This window comes from Myroides odoratimimus (assembly GCF_038039805.1).
Taxonomy (GTDB): domain Bacteria; phylum Bacteroidota; class Bacteroidia; order Flavobacteriales; family Flavobacteriaceae; genus Flavobacterium; species Flavobacterium odoratimimum_B.
Map to the genome: position 1 here is coordinate 194600 of NZ_JBBPHK010000001.1, position 20977 is coordinate 215576.

The 20977-nt window shown below is 35.9% G+C and carries 15 protein-coding genes and 2 tRNA genes; 5 read left to right on the plus strand and 12 right to left on the minus strand.

Annotated features, from left to right (window positions below):
- Window positions 1-206: 206 nt before the first annotated feature.
- The 4 genes from AABL85_RS00885 to AABL85_RS00900 all read right to left on the minus strand — a co-directional run bounded on the left by AABL85_RS00885 (window position 207) and on the right by AABL85_RS00900 (window position 2775).
- Window positions 207-280, minus strand: a tRNA-Asn gene (locus tag AABL85_RS00885).
- A gap of 372 nt (window positions 281-652) precedes the next feature.
- A tRNA-Asn gene (locus AABL85_RS00890) sits at window positions 653-726 on the minus strand.
- Window positions 727-811: 85 nt separating this feature from the next.
- Window positions 812-1453: a trimeric intracellular cation channel family protein gene (locus AABL85_RS00895; protein ID WP_131540449.1), complete on the minus strand. Its 642-nt coding sequence runs from the start codon at window positions 1451-1453 to the stop codon at window positions 812-814.
- Between the two features lie 29 nt (window positions 1454-1482).
- A complete protein-coding gene (locus AABL85_RS00900; protein WP_341308850.1) occupies window positions 1483-2775 on the minus strand; it encodes an aldehyde dehydrogenase family protein in 1293 nt (430 codons plus the stop codon).
- A gap of 124 nt (window positions 2776-2899) precedes the next feature.
- Here AABL85_RS00900 and AABL85_RS00905 point away from each other — a divergent pair, with 124 nt between their 5' ends.
- A complete protein-coding gene (locus tag AABL85_RS00905) occupies window positions 2900-3070 on the plus strand; it encodes a hypothetical protein (protein ID WP_165868443.1) in 171 nt (56 codons plus the stop codon).
- A gap of 28 nt (window positions 3071-3098) precedes the next feature.
- Window positions 3099-3272: a hypothetical protein gene (locus tag AABL85_RS00910; protein WP_006257795.1), complete on the plus strand. Its 174-nt coding sequence runs from the start codon at window positions 3099-3101 to the stop codon at window positions 3270-3272.
- 10 nt (window positions 3273-3282) lie between these two features.
- Here the strand turns inward: AABL85_RS00910 and AABL85_RS00915 are convergent, their stop codons facing one another.
- Together AABL85_RS00915 and AABL85_RS00920 are read right to left on the minus strand one after the other, a co-directional pair.
- A complete protein-coding gene (locus AABL85_RS00915; RefSeq protein ID WP_286436589.1) occupies window positions 3283-3480 on the minus strand; it encodes a PLD nuclease N-terminal domain-containing protein in 198 nt (65 codons plus the stop codon).
- Window positions 3481-3591: 111 nt separating this feature from the next.
- Window positions 3592-4545, minus strand: coding sequence for an NAD-dependent epimerase/dehydratase family protein (locus AABL85_RS00920; protein ID WP_073143943.1), 954 nt, complete (start codon window positions 4543-4545; stop codon window positions 3592-3594).
- A 165-nt stretch (window positions 4546-4710) separates the two neighbouring features.
- Here AABL85_RS00920 and AABL85_RS00925 point away from each other — a divergent pair, with 165 nt between their 5' ends.
- The gene (locus AABL85_RS00925) at window positions 4711-5310 is read left to right on the plus strand and encodes a hypothetical protein (RefSeq protein ID WP_131540447.1); all 600 of its coding nucleotides are present in this window, start codon (window positions 4711-4713) and stop codon (window positions 5308-5310) included.
- Window positions 5311-5313: 3 nt separating this feature from the next.
- Window positions 5314-8676 (plus strand): transcription-repair coupling factor, encoded by a 3363-nt coding sequence (gene mfd, locus AABL85_RS00930; RefSeq protein WP_341308851.1) that lies wholly within the window; start codon window positions 5314-5316, stop codon window positions 8674-8676.
- Window positions 8677-8881: 205 nt separating this feature from the next.
- Here mfd and AABL85_RS00935 read toward each other — a convergent pair whose 3' ends face one another.
- On the minus strand, window positions 8882-11806 hold the full coding sequence (locus AABL85_RS00935; RefSeq protein WP_286414880.1) for a M16 family metallopeptidase: 2925 nt from the start codon (window positions 11804-11806) through the stop codon (window positions 8882-8884).
- Window positions 11807-11948: 142 nt separating this feature from the next.
- The gene (pafA, locus tag AABL85_RS00940) at window positions 11949-13598 is read right to left on the minus strand and encodes an alkaline phosphatase PafA (protein ID WP_341308852.1); all 1650 of its coding nucleotides are present in this window, start codon (window positions 13596-13598) and stop codon (window positions 11949-11951) included.
- Between the two features lie 276 nt (window positions 13599-13874).
- Here pafA and AABL85_RS00945 point away from each other — a divergent pair, with 276 nt between their 5' ends.
- On the plus strand, window positions 13875-14567 hold the full coding sequence (locus AABL85_RS00945) for an HAD family hydrolase (RefSeq protein WP_341308853.1): 693 nt from the start codon (window positions 13875-13877) through the stop codon (window positions 14565-14567).
- Window positions 14568-14633: 66 nt separating this feature from the next.
- Here the strand turns inward: AABL85_RS00945 and AABL85_RS00950 are convergent, their stop codons facing one another.
- The 4 genes from AABL85_RS00950 to AABL85_RS00965 are packed head-to-tail and all read right to left on the minus strand — an operon-like array spanning window position 14634 to window position 20906.
- Window positions 14634-15344 (minus strand): outer membrane beta-barrel protein, encoded by a 711-nt coding sequence (locus AABL85_RS00950; RefSeq protein ID WP_006262525.1) that lies wholly within the window; start codon window positions 15342-15344, stop codon window positions 14634-14636.
- Between the two features lie 11 nt (window positions 15345-15355).
- Window positions 15356-16651: a TolC family protein gene (locus AABL85_RS00955; RefSeq protein ID WP_341308854.1), complete on the minus strand. Its 1296-nt coding sequence runs from the start codon at window positions 16649-16651 to the stop codon at window positions 15356-15358.
- Window positions 16652-16659: 8 nt separating this feature from the next.
- Window positions 16660-19770: a CusA/CzcA family heavy metal efflux RND transporter gene (locus AABL85_RS00960; protein WP_341308855.1), complete on the minus strand. Its 3111-nt coding sequence runs from the start codon at window positions 19768-19770 to the stop codon at window positions 16660-16662.
- Window positions 19771-19787: 17 nt separating this feature from the next.
- Window positions 19788-20906 carry an efflux RND transporter periplasmic adaptor subunit gene (locus tag AABL85_RS00965; protein ID WP_341308856.1) on the minus strand — a complete coding sequence of 373 codons (1119 nt, stop codon included), beginning with the start codon at window positions 20904-20906 and terminating at the stop codon, window positions 19788-19790.
- Window positions 20907-20977 lie beyond the last annotated feature (71 nt).

Below are 20977 nucleotides of genomic sequence, written 5' to 3' on the forward strand. Positions count from 1 at the left end.
TAGCTTATAGTAAGCAATTATTAATTGTTTGAAAAATTTGGAAGTCAAGAGATAATAAGTTTTATATCAATAAAATACAAAACAAAGAGAAGGTCATGTCCTAGAATACGAACAGATAAAAGAATACATGTATGTAACACCCCTCAAGACACAAATGAGAGAGATATCAAATAAAAAAGCCAGTCATAAGACTGGCTTTTGTTTTGCTCCCCCTCTTGGGCTCGAACCAAGGACCCTCTGATTAACAGTCAGATGCTCTAACCAACTGAGCTAAGGAGGAAGGTTATATTTTACCTTTATTGCACTGCAAATATATATATTTTTAATCAAATATCTCAATGTTTATAGGCTTTTTGAGCATTTTATGTCAAAAAAAATTAGCCTATAATTAAAACTATCTGATTATGAGATAGAAGTAGTATTACTTTTTTTAAAAAAAAATAACGCTACTGATTCTAAATACTACTTATCACTCTTTTTATAGCTTGTAAAAAGCCTCTAACGTAATCTCAGAACAAATTGATTAGACTATTCTGATATCGCTAAAAAATTCAGGTACTAAATCTAATTAAAAAACATACTAATAGTAGACAGTAAAAATATAAATAGATTCAAAATAAAAAAGCCAGTCTTATGACTGGCTTTTGTTTTGCTCCCCCTCTTGGGCTCGAACCAAGGACCCTCTGATTAACAGTCAGATGCTCTAACCAACTGAGCTAAGGAGGAAGGTTATATTTTACCTTTATTGCGGTGCAAATATATAACGATTTTTAGTATCTGCAAATAATTAATTTAAAAAAATAAAACTTTTTTATTCTTCACTTTTTAAGGTGGGAAGCCCCAGTTTATAACGGTTTGCTATTAAGCGTATTACAAATACAGATGCAGCACAGAATATTTGTGAAAAAATGATACCCACACTGAAATAATCTAGCAAATAGTATATCATCACCCCGAATATACAGGTCAGTGCATACCACTCTTGTTTAAAAATAGCTGGAATCTCATTAATCATGATATCTCTAACGATACCTCCTACTACTCCTGTAATAGTAGCCATAATCACTACTACCCAAAACGGATACCCCAGAGACATGGTCTTCTCTGTACCTACAACAACAAATAAGCCTAGACCTATACTGTCAAACCATAAGAAGGTATTGTTTAGATGCACTAATTGTTTTCTAAAGACTACCACAAAGAATAATGCTAGTACAGTACACCATACATACACACTATTCAACATCCAGAATGGCGTAACTCCCAGTAGTAAATCACGCAGAGTACCACCACCTGTAGCAGTGACAAATCCTACTACTAAAGCACCAAACCAATCTAGGCTCTTCGCTGATGCCATACGAATACCTGAAATAGCAAATGCACAAGTTCCAAAGAATTCAATAATATCTACAAAGTGTATTGTAGTCCAAAAATCAATAAATTTATCTAGCATAACACGACAATATATGTATAAAAACCGCCCTATTTAATTACCACTGACTTCTTATTTACGAATGATAATAATCCTTCTTCTGCCATTTCTCTCCCTATACCAGAGAATTTATTGCCTCCGAATGGTACTCTAGGATCAGAAATGACCATTTCATTAATAAAAACAGCACCTTCATCAAACTCGTGAATTTTAGATTTTAAGAATTCTACATCTTTACTAAACATCGCTACGCCTAGTCCGAAGCGAGAATCGTTACTCATCTCTATTGCTTCATTGAATGTATCATATCCTACGATAACCGCTAGTGGTCCAAAAGTCTCTAGCTTAAATGCAGGCATATCTGATGTGACATCTGTAATCACAGTTGGCTCGAACTTTGCTCCATCGCGCTTACCGCCTACTACTATCTTCGCTCCCATCTGTACAGAATCATTCATAATAGTCTCTAGTTCTATCGCTAAATCTTCTCTAGCCATCAATCCGATACCTGTATTATGATCCATTAAATCACCGAATCTGATCTCTCTAACTGCTGCTACAAACTTATCTGTAAATTCTTTAATAATAGCATTGTGGATCAAAAATCGCTTTCCTGCTATACAGCTCTGCCCAGTATTCTGAAATCTAGCATTGATAGCCGTGGGAATAAGAGCGTCTATATCCACATCTTCTCTTACGATAAAGGCATTACTTCCTCCTAGTTCTAATACAGTAGGTTTAATTAATTCTCCTGCTTTCTTCCCTACAGAACTACCTGCTGATTCACTCCCTGTAAGCGATACACCCTTAATAATAGGTGATTCTATGATCGCATCTACTTCTCTACCTGGTACAGTTATATTAAAGTACACTTGCTCATACCCCTCTACTCTAAAGCAGTCTTCTAATGCCTTGGCACTAAGAGGTACATTACTTGCATGCTTCACGACTACAGTATTACCCGCTAATAAAGTCGGAATAGCAAATCTAAACACTTGCCAGAAAGGGAAATTCCAAGGCATCACTCCTAAAATGACACCTAAAGGATCATTCACCGTATAAGTCTCTGTCCAGTCTGTCTGTATAGTTCTCCCTTTTAGAATCTCTTCTCCATGCTCTATATAATAATCTATTAACCTCGCACTCTTCTCTGCTTCAGCTACAGCTTGCTTAATAGGTTTATGCATATCCAATGTCATACATTTTCCATACTCCTCTACATTAGTAAGTAAGTTCTGCTTAACTTTCTGAAGATAAGTTACTCTGTCACTCACTTTAAGTTTCTTCCAATTTAGAAATGCATTGTTTGCATTGTCTAAAATATCTGTTACTACTTTGTCCATAGTTTGAATGTTTACATTTTCTCTAAAATTAATAATTGTTTTACAATCCTCCTTCAGCATCGAGATAAAATTTGACAACTCGGTTAAAATAACTAAATTAGTATCATCCTAAAATGAAATGACCATGAGTAGAAATCAACTAATTTTTCTAATCGGCATCGCATTATTTGCCCTGTCATTTACCTTGTTTTACTTAAATGTAATAGGCGCTCAGTTAGCTTACTTTGTGCTTCTGATATCTTTTGTTATGATCATTAGCCCATTAGTGATCTATCTATTTAATAAGTTAAACTAAAGTTTTACTTTTGTCAAAAAAAACAAAGATGGATAAAAATGTAAAGTTATTGCTCTTAGGGGCTTTCCTTTTTATAATCACTATAGTACTTCGTTCTATGACAGCTATCAGTAGTAGCGTTATCTTAGCATTAGCTATAATATCGCTAGTCATCGTAGTAGTACCACTGTATAAACTAGTCTTTAAAAAACTACGCAAATAAAAAAGCCAGTTTATAGCTGGCTTACTTTTTTATCTTTATTTCCTACTAACAGATAGGCTATAGCGCCTAATACTGGAGCGAATATAATGATGAGGCACCATATCACCTTATAATTATATTCTAACGTTGATCTTCCTACTTTATACAAGCTATAAATTATTAGCCCAATAAGTGAAAGTAAGAAAAACTGCCAAACATAAAGAATCATTTTATTATTATGTAGTTTAGTTATATATCACAAAGAACTTTTCTTTCTATACTAAAAGCTAAAGTACAAAAAAAGCCAGCTATAAGCTGGCTCCTCAGAATATTTAAAGTTCTATTTCTTTAATTCTCTTGTCAAGTTTTCTAACATTACTTCTGTCATAGAAGATAAGTCATACTTATGATTCCATCCCCAGTCTTGCTGTGCAGAAGTATCATCTATACTCGCTGGCCAGCTATCAGCGATAGCCTGTCTAAAGTCTGGATTATACTCTATCGTAAAGTCAGGGATATGCTTCGTAATCTCAGCTGCTATCTCTTCTGGCGTGAATGAGATACCTCCTAAATTATAAGAAGAACGAATCTTCACATCTTCTTTCTTCGCTTGCATAATACCTACAGTTGCATTCAGTGCGTCTTCCATATACATCATCGGAAGAGCTGATCCCTCAGATAAGAAACAGTTATAATGTTTATCTTCGATTGCCTTATAGAAAATGTCAACTGCGTAATCTGTAGTACCACCACCTGGAGGTGTAGTCCAAGAGATTAACCCAGGGTAACGGATACTGCGTACATCTACTCCAAATTTGTTATAGTAGTACTCACACCAGCGCTCTCCAGTCTGCTTAGAAATACCATATACTGTACTTGGCTCCATCACAGTATACTGAGGTGTGTTATGTCTAGGTGTAGTAGGGCCAAAAACAGCTATTGATGATGGCCAGAATATCTTTTTAATTTTACCTTCTTTAGCAAGGTTTAATACGTGGAACAACGAGTTCATATTTAAGTCCCAAGCAAAAGCTGGGTTTTTCTCTGCAGTTGCTGATAACAATGCAGCCATTAAATAAACTTCCTCTACTTGATGTTTTTCTATAACTGCCGCAACAGCGTCAAACTCCATAGCATTTAATGTCTCGAAAGGTCCAGAACTCATAAGAGCTTCATTTCCTTCTCTAATATCAGAAGCGATAACATTCTCACTTCCATAAACATCTCTTAATTTAAGCGTTAGCTCAGAACCTATCTGTCCGCAAGCTCCGATTATAAGAATTTTGGTTCCCATTGTTTGTGTATTTAAAAAGTACACAAATATAGTTTAAGTCCCTTTACAAATCAATTTTCATCATCAACATTCCAATAACTTTATAACTTATATAACAATCTGACAATCTAAGTGGTATAAAATAGCACAGAACTTTGTAAATTTGACCTCTAAAACTTAAGAACAATGAAAAGCAATTTATATATACTTTTACCTCTTTTATTCTTAGTATCTATCATATCATTCTCATGTAAAGACGAAGAGAAATTTGTGAAAGAACAAGAATTAAAAATAGCGCAACACAATGATAGTGTGTATGATTATCTAACGAAGAACTGGAATCTACGTGTTCCTGCAGCTTCTGCAGAGTTAGGCGTTATCCTAAAAGACTGGAAACCTTGGCAAGAATTTGTGCAAGAGGTAAGTTTAAAACCTGTATCTACTATAGGGGCTTTTCAGAAGAGAGCTAATAGACTATCAGAATTGCTGCAAAGCCTTACTTATCAACAGTATCCAAAAGAATTAGATTTGCCGGATATCAAATCTAGAATGGCACTGTTACAAACTTCTCTAAATAACTTAAATATGTTCTTAGAAGTGACGCCGATAAGTATAGAAAAGTTGGATCAAAATCTGAAACATACCAACACTGCGCTAAGATTACTTCTAGCACAGATGGATGAAAACATTGTCAAAGCAAAATTACCACAAGAAGAAGGTGAGGCTGAAATGCTAGAGGCTATTAACGAAGAAAGAAGGGCTAACCCAACACCAGAAAACGAATAGAGCATGGATATTAAACAACGCTTTCAAGAGTCTTCAAAAACAAAACAACTCCTCCAAGACCTACAATCTAGAGGTAATAAAATATATCTAAAAGGATTAATAGGTTCGGCTATCTCATTTCAGATAGAAGCCTTATTCCTAGATGCTGATGCTCCTTTTCTATTAATCTTTAATGATAAAGAAGAAGCTGCTTATTACCTAAACGATTTAGAAACACTAGTAAATAAAACTGATGTTCTCTTTTATCCAGGTTCTTATAGAAGGCCTTATCAGATAGAAGAAACGGATAATGCTAATGTACTACTACGCGCAGAGGTATTGAATAGGATTAGTTCTCGTAAGAAGCCAGCTATCATTGTATCTTATACAGAGGCTATATTCGAAAAAGTGGTTACTAAAAAGGTATTAGAAAAGAATACACTTAAAGTACAACAAGGAGATAAACTATCTATAGACTACATCAATGAGGTTTTGTTTGAATACAATTTTAAACGAGTTGATTTCGTAGCTGAACCGGGAGAGTTCTCTGTTAGAGGAGGGATTATAGACGTATTCTCTTTCTCTAATGACAATCCGTACCGTATAGAGTTCTTTGGAGACGAAATAGATAGTATCCGTACCTTCGACGTAGAAACTCAGTTATCTGTAGATAAACAAAAGAAAATCACTATCATTCCCAACGTAGAGAACAAGTTCTCTGCAGAGGTAAGAGAGAGTTTCTTAGACTATATCTCTGAGAAGACTATTGTACTAACGCAGCATACTGCTATGACAGTAGAACAGCTAGACCGTCAATTCGATAGGGCTGTAGATACCTTCTCTAAGCTAAATAAAGATTTAAAGCACAAGGAACCAAAAGATATGTTCTTAGACGGACAATCTTTCTTACATAAGTTAGCGCTATTTACGCTACTGGAGCTAAATGATACCAAACTGATGGATGTCAATAAGACCGTTGAGTTTCACATCAAACCTCAGCCTTCGTTTAACAAACAGTTTGACTTACTAGCTCGTAACCTGAATGACAATACAGACAATGGGTTCTATAACTACCTATTCTGCTCTAATGAGAATCAGGCTAAGCGTTTCAAAGATATATTTGAATCTCTTAAAGAAGATGACAATCACAAGGTAGTACAATCATTCAAGACGATCGTAATGCCAATCTTCGAAGGGTTTATCGATGAGGAGAAGCAAATCGTCTGTTATACTGACCATCAAATCTTCGAACGCTATCACAAGTTTAGTATCAAGAATGGGTATACTAAAAAGCAAACGATCACACTAAAAGAGCTAAACTCTCTTTCGGTAGGTGATTACGTAACGCACATAGATCATGGTATCGGTAAGTTCGGAGGGTTACAAAAAATACAAGTAGAAGGAAAAACACAAGAGGCTATCAAGCTAGTATATGCTGATAATGATATCGTCTATGTAAGTATTCACTCTCTACACAAAATATCAAAATACAATGGTAAAGATGGGGCTGTACCTAAGATCCATAAATTAGGTTCGGCTGCATGGAAAACCTTGAAGAATAAAACAAAGGCTCGTGTAAAGCACATTGCCTTTAACCTTATTCAACTATATGCAAAACGCCGTTTACAGAAAGGGTTCCAATGTGCTCCTGATAGCTATTTACAACATGAGCTAGAAAGTTCGTTTATCTATGAAGACACTCCTGATCAGCTAAAAGCGACACAAGAGGTAAAGGCGGATATGGAACAAGAAAGACCAATGGATCGCTTGGTATGTGGGGATGTTGGTTTTGGGAAGACTGAAGTAGCTATTAGAGCAGCCTTTAAAATGGTCGATAATGGCAAACAAGTAGCTGTACTAGTCCCTACGACTATCCTAGCCTTCCAGCATTATCAGACTTTCACAGAACGTCTAAAAGACATGCCTGTACGCGTGTCTTATATCAACAGGTTTAGAACTGCTAAACAAAAAGCAGAGATACTTAAAGACCTAGAAGCTGGAAAGATAGATATCCTTATCGGTACACATCAGTTAGTGAATAAAGGCATTGTGTTTAAAGACCTAGGGTTATTAATTATAGATGAAGAACAAAAATTCGGAGTAGCTGTAAAAGATAAGTTGAAAACGATATCAGAGAATGTAGATACGCTGACACTTACTGCTACACCTATCCCACGTACACTACAGTTCTCTCTGATGGCAGCACGTGACTTATCTGTGATAAGTACTCCGCCTCCTAATAGATATCCTATCGAGACGAATGTGGTAGGATTTAATGAAGAGGTGATTAGAGATGCTGTGTCTTATGAGATAGAGCGAGGTGGTCAGGTCTACTTCATCAATAATCGTATAGAGAATATTAGAGAAGTAGCAGGTATGATACAACGTCTAGTCCCTGATGCTAAAGTGGGTATCGGCCATGGTCAGATGGATGGTAAAAAGCTAGAAGAACTTATGCTTGCGTTTATGAATGGGGAGTTCGATGTACTCGTTGCTACTACCATTATCGAGAGTGGATTAGATGTACCTAATGCCAATACCATATTAATTAATAACGCTAATAACTTCGGGCTATCTGACTTACATCAGATGAGAGGTCGTGTAGGTCGAAGTAATAAAAAAGCATTCTGTTACTTTATTTGTCCTCCTTATTCTGTTATGACAGAAGAAGCGAGAAAGAGAATACAGGCACTAGAACAGTTTAGCGACTTAGGTAGTGGTCTAAACATCGCTATGAAAGACTTAGAGATCAGAGGGGCTGGTGATATCTTAGGAGGTGAACAGAGTGGTTTCATCAATGAAATAGGATTCGAGACGTATCAAAAGATCATGCAAGAGGCTATCGAAGAACTTAAGGCAAACGAGTTTAAAGACTTATACGAAGAAGAGAATAAAGAAGAAAATAAGGTATTCGTAAAAGATACTCAGATAGATACTGACTTCGAAATATTGTTCCCTGATGAGTATATCAATAATATCACAGAGCGACTAAACTTGTATAACGAACTGAGCTTGATAACAAATGAAGAAGTCTTGCAACAGTATGAACAACGATTAATAGATCGATTCGGCGCACTGCCACGTCAGGCTATTGCTTTATTAAATAGCTTGCGCATCAAATGGCATGCAGCTAATATGGGAATAGAAAAGATCGTGATGAAACAAGGAAAGATGATTTGTTACTTCTTAGGAGATCAACAGTCTGACTTCTATCAATCAGCTAAGTTTAGAAAGGTACTAATCTTTGTTCAACACCGTTCTAATATCTGTGAAATGAAAGAGAAACAGACAAAGAATGGACTGAGACTATTACTTACTTTTAAAAATGTAAAGTCTATCAAACAAGGTTTAGAATACATTGAACTTTTAGATTCAGCTGAGGCTTAACATAAACTTATAACGCCTGATATTGTATTAATATCAGGCGTTCCTATATAATCTATAATCAAAACTCAAATAGAGACATTTACAGTCATTAATCTTATTCTGATACAATAAGTTACTGCACACAGCTAATTCTCTCTGTAATAAAAGAAAAAGGAGCTTTGCACTATGTGCAAAGCTCCTTTAGTATATAATTTAAAACTTACTATTAATAACCGAATAAGTCTTCTAGGCTAAGTTCTTTTACTTTACCCATTTTCTTAACAGCTTCCCAATCTAAGTTCTCTTTCTTACCTAATAATCCTACGTTGAAAGTTTTTCCTTTTACGTATTTATCGAAATAGTTAACTAAGTCAGTCATCTGCATATTTTGTACTTGAGAGTAGATATCTTTATTAATATCATAGTCAATTCCTTTCTCTTTTAAGCTTAACCAGTAAGAGAATATCTGTGCTTTAGTATAACGTTGTGTAGCGATATTCTTAAGAACAGTATTTTTAGCATTTTGGAATTGACTTTCTCCTTGAGGCATAGCATTCATTAATTCCATCATTGCTTCTACAGCTTGTGGTAATTTATTCGCTTGTGTACCTACATAAGCCATTACATAGTTATGCTTATCTGCTTTTGCAGCATTCATATAGTATGCATAAGCTGAGTATGCTAATGATTTAGACTCGCGAATTTCTTGGAACACCACTGAAGCCATTCCTCCTCCAAAGTAGTTATTAAATACAGAACTAGTCGCTAATAAGTCTTTATTAAACTTACCTTCTCTTGCTCTATACGTAATTTCTGCTTGAACCATATCATAAGGAGCAAAGTACAATGTTCCATCAGTAGCTGGTTCTGGATATACTTTAGCAGCAGGTATTTTCTTACCTTTTCCTAAGTTATGGTGCTCTACGATTGCTTTCTTTGCTGTTTCCTTATCATTACCATAGTAGAAAACATCATTATTATAATCGAAAAAATTATGAATTAATCCAACTAATTCTGTTGGTTTAATAGTCTTTAATTCATTCTCACTTAAGATGTCTTTAAAACGGCTTAACTCTCCATTAGAAACGATATAACTATTCAATGCTCTTTGAATTCCTCCCTTGCTTGATTTAGCATCTAAACGTCCTTTTAATATCTGATCTACCATATTAGCATAAGCAGTATCATCTGCCTTAGCATCTGTTACTAAGTGTTCTAATAATTTGATACCTGCAGGGATGTTTTCTTTCAGTCCTTTTACAGTGATATAAGTCTTATCTGTACCTGTACTAATACCATAAGAAATACCTAACTTATAGAACTCTTTCTTAATATCAGCAGCAGAGTATTTACTAGTTCCTAAATAATCTAAATAACTGATAGCCAAAGATAATTTATTGTCGTTATCAGAACCTACCTCTGTAATATAAGTTACAGTTGCTAAATCATTAGTCGTATTGTTAATAGAATATAATTGGCTATTTCCTTTACCGATTTTTTCTTTTTGAATAGCGCTATTGAAATCAACAAATACAGGAGCAATTTCTTCAACTTCTATTCCTTTTAAACGTTTATAGAATTCTGATTCGCTATCTCTATTGATGTCGATAGGTGTAATACCAGGATTCTCTACACGTACTAAGTCTTTATTCTCTCCTTGACGTTTATAAATAACAACATAATTATCTTTATAATTTGCGTTCACGAAGTCGATTAACTCTTGCTTAGTCACTTTAGACATGCGCTCTAAATCAGAAACAGCCTGTTCCCAAGTACGCCCATGAATAAACGCTTCATACATTTCTGTAGCCATTGCATCATTACTTTCTAAAGCTTCCATAGAGTTTTTACGGAATTCATTGACAACTGCGTTTAATAACCACTCATCAAATTCGCCTTTTTTAAGCTTCTCTATTTGAGCTAGTAATAGATCTTTAACTTCCTCAACAGTTTGTCCTTCATTAGGCATACCAGTCAATTGGTGTACAGAATAGTCTTTCATTACCATAGGAGAACTAGCTGCATACAACGCTTTTTGTTGTTGATTTACATCTAGATCTATAATACCTGCCTGGCCATTGCTTAACAACATATCGATCAAGTTAAGATAAATAGCATCTTTTGTCTTAACCCCTCCTAAACGGAAACCTATTTCTACACGCTCTGCTTGTGGGCTATAAATGTCCTTAACTTGTATCTTAGTTAGAGGTGCTTCTTGAGCAATATATTCTTTAGGTTGATTCGCTTTCTTCATTGAACCGAAGTAAGCGTTAACTAACTTAATAGTAGGTTCAAACTCTAAATCACCAACTAATACAACTGCTATATTATTTGGTACATAGTATTCATTGAAGTAATTATTAATAGCTACCATAGAAGGGTTCTTCAAGTGATCTGAAGTACCTATCGTAGTCTGAGTTCCATAGTGAGTAGTTGGGAAAAGTAACTTCATCATTGCTTCATGGGAAGCCCAATAGTCATTATCCTGCCCTCTATTAAACTCTTCATATACTGCTTCTAACTCGGTATGGAATAGACGCAATACTAATTCTGAGAAACGCTCGCTTTCTATCAATAAGAATTTCTCTAACTCATTAGAAGGAATTACATTCTTATAAACTGTCTCATCAAACCAAGTATGCGCATTAGTTCCTGTAGCTCCGATAGAAGCAACAGCTTTATCATACTCATTTGCAACAGCGTACTGAGATGCAACTTTAGAGATTTCGTCTATTTTTTTATAAATAGCTTTCTTTTTCTCTACGTCTTTCTCAGCTTTATGTTGTTCATATAGATCAGAGATTTGTTTAATTAGCTCTTTTTCCTTAGCCCAATTAACAGTTCCCAATTTAGAAGTTCCTTTAAACACCATATGCTCAAGATAATGAGCTAGTCCTGTACTATCCTCTGGATCATTATTAGATCCTGTACGAACAGGAATATACGTTTGTATACGTGGTTCATCATGGTTCTGAGCTAAATATACTTTTAACCCATTTCCTAAAGTATACACTCTTGCCTTAGCTGGATCATTCTCTACATATTCGTAAGTGAATCCATTAGCATCTTTTGTAGTAACAGTTTTATACTGCGCATGCATTGAAGCACTTACAGAGAAAATAAAACCGAACAGTAAATACCTTTTTTTCATTTGTCGGTGTTTTTGTGTCTATTTCCCAAAGCTATAAAATAAATTTCACACTCCTTTATTAAAATTCAATCTAAATTATAAACACAAAAAAAGGTCAGCTGTAATATCACAACTGACCTCTATATATATTTTAAAAATATGTTTATTTTACATCTACTGCTTCGTGAATAGGTGTACCTATATTTCCATTAGGTGCTTCTATTTTTAAGATCTCTGCAATAGTTGGTGCTATATCAGTCATATGAGTCTCGCGGATAGTCTTACCTGGCTTAACTCCCCATCCCATAAATACAGCTGGTATATGAGCATCATAAGACCCCCAAGTTCCATGAGTTGTTCCTTTAGCATCTTTTCTTCCACTATACCATTGTGGTTCTAATATATACTGAATCACTCCACTTCTCTTGATATTATATCCATTAACTATACGCTCACGTATCTTAGCAGGAATAGCTGCTGTAGCAGCTTTATCCATATCAGTTACAAAAGCAATACCTTCTAGCTTCCTCATCTCTTTAACGATAAACTCACGGATATCATCTTCTTCTAAATCTTTCTCTTGTACCAAAGTATTGTTTAGGTGAACTTGGTAGTTCGTTAAGCTCCTGATGATTTCTTTCTCACCGAACTTTTTCTCTAACTTTTCGTTCAATACTTTCTTCGCTTCTGCAGTATTAAAGTAACCTGAGTTACCTTTTTGATCAGCAAAATACTTAGGATTATGAGCAGCTCCATGGTCTGCAGTTAAAAAGAAAGTATAGTTACCTTTTCCAACTTTCTTATCTAAATAAGTTAAGAACTCTGCTAAATCAGCATCAAGTCTTAAATATGTATCTTCTATTTCTATTGAATTAATAGCGAATTGGTGTCCTACATAATCCGTAGAAGATAAACTTACTGCTAAGAAATCTGTAACTCCAGCCGGATTAGCTCCTAATGATTCACTATCAATCGCAACTTTTGCAAAGTCTAGAGTTAATGAATTACCAAATGGTGTAGCTTTAATTAAATCATACCCATTGTCTTTCTTTAGTTTAACTAAATCACGAGGGAATACAGGCTTTGCTTCACCTTTATATGTTTCTTCATACTCATTGTCATCAGCAGTACTTAATACGTACGTATCTATAGGATACATAGTATTCCATCCTTTCTTAAAGTATTTGTCAGCTAACTTCTCTTTATTAAATGACTTCACCCATTTTGGTAAATCATTCATATAAAAAGTACTTGTTATCCAGTCACCTGATGCTCCATCTAACCAATAAGCAGCATTAGCGAAATGACCTGCAGGCAGTATACCTCCTCTATCTTTTATAGCGATACCTACTACTTTAGATTGAAAATTAGTAGCTAGTTTTAACTGATCTGTCACAGTAGATACTAATAAATTCTTAGGAGATTGTTTTCCTACTTTACCTACTCCTCCTACCGCTTCTACACTATCATCTTGAGTACAGTACATACTTTCCCCTGTTGCCTGAATGATAAAATCATTACCCGCTATTCCATGTACAGCAGGTACACTTCCTGTATAAATAGTACTGTGTCCTATAGCTGTATAAGTTGGGATATAATCTATAAGCGTGTTTTCACTTGAAAAACCTTCGTTTAATAAGCGTTTAAATCCATTATCTGAATAGCGATCGTAGTATTTATAAAGGTAATCCCATCTCATCTGGTCTACCACTACTCCTACTACTAACTTTGGTTTTGGTAATGTTTCACCTGCTAAGGCAGAAAGTGAAAACATACAGCCTACTGCTGCAAATAAGGTTGTTTTAAATTTCATTTATCTAAGATTAGTTTTGTTTAATAAGGTCTCTGTCTACAAAACTATTAAACTATGAGACTTCACAAACATTTAATAGACAAAAAACTTCAATATTAACATTTAAAGTTATTTCTCTCAAAAGTAAACTTACTTCTTAATTCCAAGATTAAGAGAGTGTTATTATTTTAATTAATAATTCAAACACACAATACAGGTATCTTTACAAAATACTATTAATAGTATTAAAACCAAGCATTATCCCGTACCTTTACATAACATACTAAAATAAACAACATGACAAAACCATTTAAAGTTGTTGCTTTTGATGCGGATGATACCCTATGGGTGAATGAACCTTTCTTTAATGAAGCTGAGAAAGCCTTCTGTATCTTAATGGAAGATTACCTAACACATCAAAGTATCTCACAGATACTATTCAAAACACAAATAGACAACCTACCACTATACGGATATGGAATAAAAGGCTTTACCCTATCCATGGTAGAAGCGGCTAACATAATCTCAAAGGAGACTGTAAGCCCAAAAGTAATCAATAGAGTAATCGCTATAGGAAAGGACTTACTAACTAAACCTGTGGAACTATTAGATGACGTAGAGCAAGTGCTAAAAGAACTTCAAGGAAAATATAAACTAGTAGTCGCAACCAAAGGGGACTTAAAAGACCAACACCGCAAACTGCACAAGTCTGGTTTAGGAACATACTTCCATCATATAGAAGTCATGACAGATAAAGAAGAAATAGACTATCAGAAGTTATTAGGTCGTTTAGATATCAAGCCTGAAGAGTTTATTATGATAGGCAATTCTCTAAGATCTGATGTACTCCCTGTATTAGAACTAGGTGGTCACGCAGTACACGTCCCTTTCCATACTACATGGTTACACGAGCATGTCGATCACGAAATAGTACATCCGAACTTTACTTCTATTAAAAAACTATCAGAGATCAAAGAGATTCTACTATAAATAAAAAGAGGCTAGTTGATGATCAACTAGCCTCTCACTTAAACTTATAAACAATGTATTCTTTGATTAGAATCTATATCCTACGAATACATTAAAACTCTGATTATATATCTTCAGATCCTTCACACCAGGATTTTCTTCTAACCCAAATGTATTCGAGTTGTCGAAAATACTAGCAAATCCTCTACTGTAGTTAGCTCCTACTAAGAACCCACAGTTAAACTGGTACTCAGCACCCACTACGATACCGTAGTCCATCTTCTGTAGATATTGTCCATCTTCTTGATCATCTTCTATACTACCGAAAATACCGTGATCCTTATATGTATTTCCCTCTTCATCTACTGCTGTAATAGAAGAATATAATAACATATTCACATAAGGACCAGCATATACCTGTAGCCCTCCTACTTTAAATACAGCACTGATTGGATTAAGACGTAGACTATGCATTTGCAATTTAGCATCTAGTGTTACTCCATCCTCAGTCTCTCTATCAAAGCGACCACCATACTGTTGATAAAACAACTCGTGTTTCAGACCAAAATATTTTCCTAAGCTATTATCCACACTCACTCCCACGAAGAAGTTATTGCGGTTACTCACTTTACCGTCTATAGCTAAATACTCTAGATCATCTCCTTTAAGCGTAGACTGTATCCAACCTCCTTTTACACTAAAAGTAGTATTCCCTTTTAAATCGTGATTTACATCTTGTGCTATCGCTGTACCAGATACTGCTAACACAGAGCATACACTTAGTAATAAGTTTTTCATACCTCTCATTCTTAAAAATCAATATCCCAAATACCCACTGCGTTCTCTAACTCCACTAGAGCAGATGCATAACCAAATAGCGTCTCTGCATAAGCTTGTTGTGTTTCGTTATAAGTACGTTGTGCATCCAACACTTCTAATAGACTACTCGCCCCTCTCTGATAGCTATATTTGATACCTTCATATACCTGTTTAGCCTCTTCTAACATTCCTTTTTCAAACCTATTGATCTGCTTTTGTTTCGTTAGATAGTTACGATATGCTTGAGTGATCTCTTTCTCTAACTCTAGCTCTATAAAGTCGTATTCTAGATGAGCTTGACGTTCCTCGTATAATGCAGTTTTTAATCCTGATTCTTTTCTATTAGAGAACTTCAGTGGAATAGAAAAACCTGCTTTCACCACCGTATTACCAGGTGTAGGAGCGATTGCATTCTTTACAAAAGAGTTGTTCTCTACCCCAAAGTTAAGTCCTAAATCTATCGCACGTTCTGCTTTAGCTAAAGAGACTTGTTTACTCGCTACCACCTTATTCTGTCTAGCGACAAGGAAGTCAGCTCTATTGTTCTGAGCAGTCACGATCAAGTCATCTAATGAGAATAATCTATCAAACTTATTGAAGTCTCCCTGAGGTAAATAGATTGTATCGTTTCTCTGTTTACTGATTACGTTTCTAATCTCTATCAAGCTATTCTCCCAAGCATCATCTGCATCTTGTAACTCATTATACATCCCTTTAGCTTCTAAATTACTTTGGATAGCATCTACTTTACTGATCTGTCCTAATGTATAACGGATACTATCAGATTTAGCCACTTGCTTCATAGACTCATAAGAATCGCGTTGTATATCGAACAACATCTTATTCTGCAATGCTTCTAAATATAAGATAGTAGACTCTGCACGTAAAGTCTGGAAGAACTCTTGCAACTCTAATTCTGCTAATGTCTTCTGATCTGCAGCTAAATTCTTTCTTGCCTTGCGCTTACCACCTAATTCTAAATCCCATGACAACTCAGCCTCAAAACCATATCCCATCTGCATACGCTTCTGTTGATTATCAAACCAACCAAAGCTCAGTTCAGGATCCGGGAACATCTTAGCTGCTTGTACCTCAGCTTCTGCAATATCGATATTATACTTTGCTGCAGCATATCCTAAGTTGTTCATTGACATCTTATGAAGATACTCCTTATATGTCAATGCTGTCTTATCACTTACATTCTCTGTATGAAGTTGTGCTATCACAACTTCATTACAGAACAATGCTAATAATCCTACTAGTATATATTTTCTAATAACCTTCATACCTAATCCTAATTTTCGTCTGTTTCACTTTTTACGAAGTCGCTATCACTACCCCATTTGCGCTCCACCATATAATACAAGGCAGGTAATACAAACAGTGTAAGAACAGTAGCGAATAATAGACCATAAACGATCACAGTTGCTAGAGGTCTCTGTACATCCGAACCGATACCTGTAGCTAACGAAGCAGGGAATAACCCCAATACCGCCACTGTAGCTGTCATTAATACAGGTCTGAAACGCTCTTCTGCACCTGTTAGTACTGCTTCTTTTAATGCTATACCTCTTCTGCGGAGATCATTGATATGGGAGATCATAATCACCCCATTCTGTATCGCAACCCCAAACAACGCAATAAATCCTACTGCTGAAGATACGTTCAATGACATCCCTCTAATGTTTAAGGCTAACATCCCTCCAAATAAAGCTAACGGCACAACGATCATCAATAATCCAGCTTGTCTAAACTGTCCAAAAGCTCCGTATAGCAATACAAACATTAAACACAAGGTCAAAGGAACAATTACTGCCAGACGGCTATACGCTCTATTCTGATTCTCGAACTGTCCACCCCATTCGATGTGGAACTTCTCATGATCATACGTGATATTGCTTTCTATCTTTTGTTGCGCTTCTTTTAATAGTGACGCTAAGTCTCTATTACGCACGTTTAGTTTTACAGTTAAGTGACGTCTATTCATCTCACGAGTGATCGTACTCTCTCCTGTACTCGTCTTAACATCTGCTACCTGAGAAAGCGGAATCTTAGCACCTGTACTAGACGTCAACATTAAGTTAGCGATCTTCTCTGGTGTATTTCTACTCTCTTCAGTATATCTAGCACTGATGTCATATACTTTATTTCCGATGAATATCTGTGATATAGCCTTACCACCTATAGCTACCTCGATAAGTTCTGCAACATCAGATACGTTTAGTCCATATTGAGCTATCTTATCTCTATTCGCGTGAATCTGTAGCTGTGGTAATGGTGGCTCTTGATCTATCGCTAAATCTACCGCTCCATCTACTGTACGCAGCGTACCCAATACCTCATTCGCTATACGTCTAGTCTCGTGAAAATCTTCTCCATATACCTTCACTACTAATTCACTATGTGCTCCAGATATCTTATCCATTACCCCATCGATCATCGGCTGAGCGAACCCAACTGTAAATCCAGGTAATGACTCATACTCTGCTGCTAATTCTTCGATTAAGTCATCTTTAGTCTTACCACGAGGCCATTCTTTATAAGGCTTGATGCCTATAGAACACTCGAAATGAGAAGTAGTAAATGGATCTGTTCCATCATCATTACGACCTGACTGTACCATGATATACGTTACCTCATCATACTTCATAGTTCTAGCACGTAGTGTATCACTCATCTCTTTTGATTTCTCTAATGAAATACCAGGAGGTAAGGTTACTTGAAGCCAGATAGAACCTTCATCTAGTGGGGGTAAGAAGTCCTTACCTACCTTCATCGTAAGCCCTACCGTGATTGCTAATACCACTAATAGCGGTACGAATACTTGCTTTGGCTTATTGACAATCTTGATAATTCTATTGTGATATACATTCGTTAATTTCTCTAACCACTTATTGTGGTAGATCTTTCTTGGTTTTCTATACACCGCATACGCAAGACCTGGTATCAAAATCAAGGCTACTAATAACGCACCTATCAAGGCATATCCTACTGTAAACGCCATCGGTGTAAACAACTTCTTCTCTACACGTTCAAAAGCGAATAGTGGTAAGTATGCTGTGATAATAATGATTGTTGCGAAGAAGATAGGCTTAGCCACCTCTTTTGTACGCTGTGCTATAGACTTCTCTTTTAGTTCCTCATCAGGATTATCCTCCCTCTTCTTCAGTATGGACTCCATCATCACGATGGCACCATCCACTATAATACCGAAGTCTATCGCTCCTAACGAAAGTAAGTTAGCAGGTATATCTGTGAAATGCATCATGATAAATGCAAACAACAGAGATACAGGGATTGTAATCGCTACTAATAGCGCTCCTCTCCAACTTCCTAAGAATACAATCAACACAATCACTACTAAACTAATTCCTTCGATTAGCGTAGTAGACACAGTATGTAATGTCGTATCTACTAAATCTGTACGATCTAAGAAAGTATGTATTCTAACACCTTCTGGCAATAAACCATTGTTCAGTTCATCTACATATTGGTGTATCTTGTCTAATACTACAGATGGGTTTTCGTGCTTTAACAACAGTACAATACCCTCAATACTATCAGAATAATCCCTTTCTCTATCTGTAAAACCAAGAATACCTTTGCGTTCTACATTTCCATATTTTAAGCGACCTAAATCGTTTAAGAATACAGGTATACCATCTTCTGCCTTAACAACAATTTTACCTAAATCCTCTAAATCTTTAATCAACCCGATACCTCTCACTACATACCCAAGGTCTCCTCTAGTTAGAACACTTCCTCCTGCATTAACGTTATTTTCTTCTATCGTCTCTGTCACATCGCTTAGCGATAGACCATATTGTTCTAATTTATGTGGATCTAGTTCGATTTGAAACTGAGTAGTGATTCCACCGAAGTTAGTTACCTCAGCTACACCAGGCACTTGATTAAGCTTAGGGATAATCACGAAGTTTTGTAAATCCGTTAATTCTCTAAGACTATACCCATCTCCCTCTATGATATATCTATATACCTCACCGATAGGCGATGTTAGCGGATCTAACTCAGGAGTCGCATCATAAGGCAACTCTACATCGTTTAATCGCTCTTGGATTCGTTGACGAGCGAAGTAGTCATCTACTCCATCAGCGAATACTATCGTGATCATAGACAGTCCGAATGTACTGTTACTACGCATCACGTGCATTCCAGGCATACCATTAAGAGCGCGCTCTATCGGAATGGTAATCTGTAATTCTATCTCTTCTGCTGCCAGCCCTGGCACTTGTGTTACTACCTGAGAAGTAGTATCTGCTATATCTGGATAAGCTTCTATTGATAATTGTTTCCAAGAATAATATCCAAATATACACAGCAAAGCAAACAACGCTGCTACAAGCCATCTTTTGTGAATAGCTGTATCTATTATACCTTTCTTCATTGTATTATTGTTTATTATTAAATAGCTTGTGGCAAGTAGATTCCTCCTTCACTTACTACCTCATCTTGTTTATCTAATCCTGATAGAATAACAGTCTTATCTCCAGACACTCCTCCGATCACGATGCTCTTCTTAGCATACTTATTCTCTCCTACCTTCACGAATACGAATGAGTTATCCTCTCCTTGTAATACTGCTCTAGAAGGCACTAAGATTACTGGTTCTGGTTGATCGATAAAACGAACACTCACATACATACCTGGTTTTAGAATTCTCTTCTCATTATCCACCTCTATCAGTACATCTATACTTCTAGTCTCCTCATCCACGATCTCGTTGATATGATAGATAGTACCAGATAGTGGAGCATCAGGATATGCTGCAAGTTCCACTTGTACTTTATTTAGTTTAGCTAAGTGATTGATATCTTTTTCTTTCACTTTACCTACTATCCATATTTTACCTAGTGAAGCGATCTTCACTACTGGGTCAGCCTCATCGTTAATGAACTGTCCTATCACTAGGTTGTTCTCTAAGACCTCTCCTGCTATAGGAGAACGCACTGTCAATGCCTGTCCTAGTACTAGTGAGCTAGCATCTACACTATATATATTTAATGCTGCACGAGCGTTATCATAAGCCGCCTTAGCGATAGAGTATTCTGTCTCTGCCTCTTCGAACTCCTGTCTTACCCCAACACCGTTGTTCAGTAAGTCTTCTTGTCTTTTAAGGTTTAGAGCTGCTTGTTTAAACTCTTGTTTTGAATCGAAGTAATCCTTTTGAGCCTCGAAGTAGTCAGGTGAAGACACTTCAAATAAAGGAGTGTTCTCACTCACTTTTTGACCAAGTTTGATAAATGATTTGACTATTCTCCCTGAGAAAGGAGATGCTATTTCTGCATAATGGTTGGGAATAGCTTTCACTACCCCAGCAGTAACTAGATCGAAAGTAAAGTCCTCTTCTGATACCTTACTTGTTTTTATTCTGTCTTTTAGATTTGAAGTTTCAGTTAGAGTGATGATCTTATTTTCTACTGTAAACTGAGCACTATCTGCTGCCTGCTCTTTCTTTTCAGAACAATAGCTCAATAATATGCTAACTCCTAAAATACCTGCTAGTTTTAATGTTTTAGCCATTATGTTTATTTTTAATTAATACCTTATTTATTATTTCACTAAGTTTTTATCTTAAAAACACTTTAAAGTTA

Bases quoted from the DNA above. Each gene is read 5' to 3' on its own strand.
- AABL85_RS00895 (WP_131540449.1), bottom strand. From the start codon at position 1,453: ATGCTAGATAAATTTATTGATTTTTGGACTACAATACACTTTGTAGAT.
- AABL85_RS00900 (WP_341308850.1), bottom strand. From the start codon at position 2,775: ATGGACAAAGTAGTAACAGATATTTTAGACAATGCAAACAATGCATTT.
- AABL85_RS00905 (WP_165868443.1), top strand. From the start codon at position 2,900: ATGAGTAGAAATCAACTAATTTTTCTAATCGGCATCGCATTATTTGCC.
- AABL85_RS00910 (WP_006257795.1), top strand. From the start codon at position 3,099: ATGGATAAAAATGTAAAGTTATTGCTCTTAGGGGCTTTCCTTTTTATA.
- AABL85_RS00915 (WP_286436589.1), bottom strand. From the start codon at position 3,480: ATGATTCTTTATGTTTGGCAGTTTTTCTTACTTTCACTTATTGGGCTA.
- AABL85_RS00920 (WP_073143943.1), bottom strand. From the start codon at position 4,545: ATGGGAACCAAAATTCTTATAATCGGAGCTTGCGGACAGATAGGTTCT.
- AABL85_RS00925 (WP_131540447.1), top strand. From the start codon at position 4,711: ATGAAAAGCAATTTATATATACTTTTACCTCTTTTATTCTTAGTATCT.
- mfd (WP_341308851.1), top strand. From the start codon at position 5,314: ATGGATATTAAACAACGCTTTCAAGAGTCTTCAAAAACAAAACAACTC.
- AABL85_RS00935 (WP_286414880.1), bottom strand. From the start codon at position 11,806: ATGAAAAAAAGGTATTTACTGTTCGGTTTTATTTTCTCTGTAAGTGCT.
- pafA (WP_341308852.1), bottom strand. From the start codon at position 13,598: ATGAAATTTAAAACAACCTTATTTGCAGCAGTAGGCTGTATGTTTTCA.
- AABL85_RS00945 (WP_341308853.1), top strand. From the start codon at position 13,875: ATGACAAAACCATTTAAAGTTGTTGCTTTTGATGCGGATGATACCCTA.
- AABL85_RS00950 (WP_006262525.1), bottom strand. From the start codon at position 15,344: ATGAAAAACTTATTACTAAGTGTATGCTCTGTGTTAGCAGTATCTGGT.
- AABL85_RS00955 (WP_341308854.1), bottom strand. From the start codon at position 16,651: ATGAAGGTTATTAGAAAATATATACTAGTAGGATTATTAGCATTGTTC.
- AABL85_RS00960 (WP_341308855.1), bottom strand. From the start codon at position 19,770: ATGAAGAAAGGTATAATAGATACAGCTATTCACAAAAGATGGCTTGTA.
- AABL85_RS00965 (WP_341308856.1), bottom strand. From the start codon at position 20,906: ATGGCTAAAACATTAAAACTAGCAGGTATTTTAGGAGTTAGCATATTA.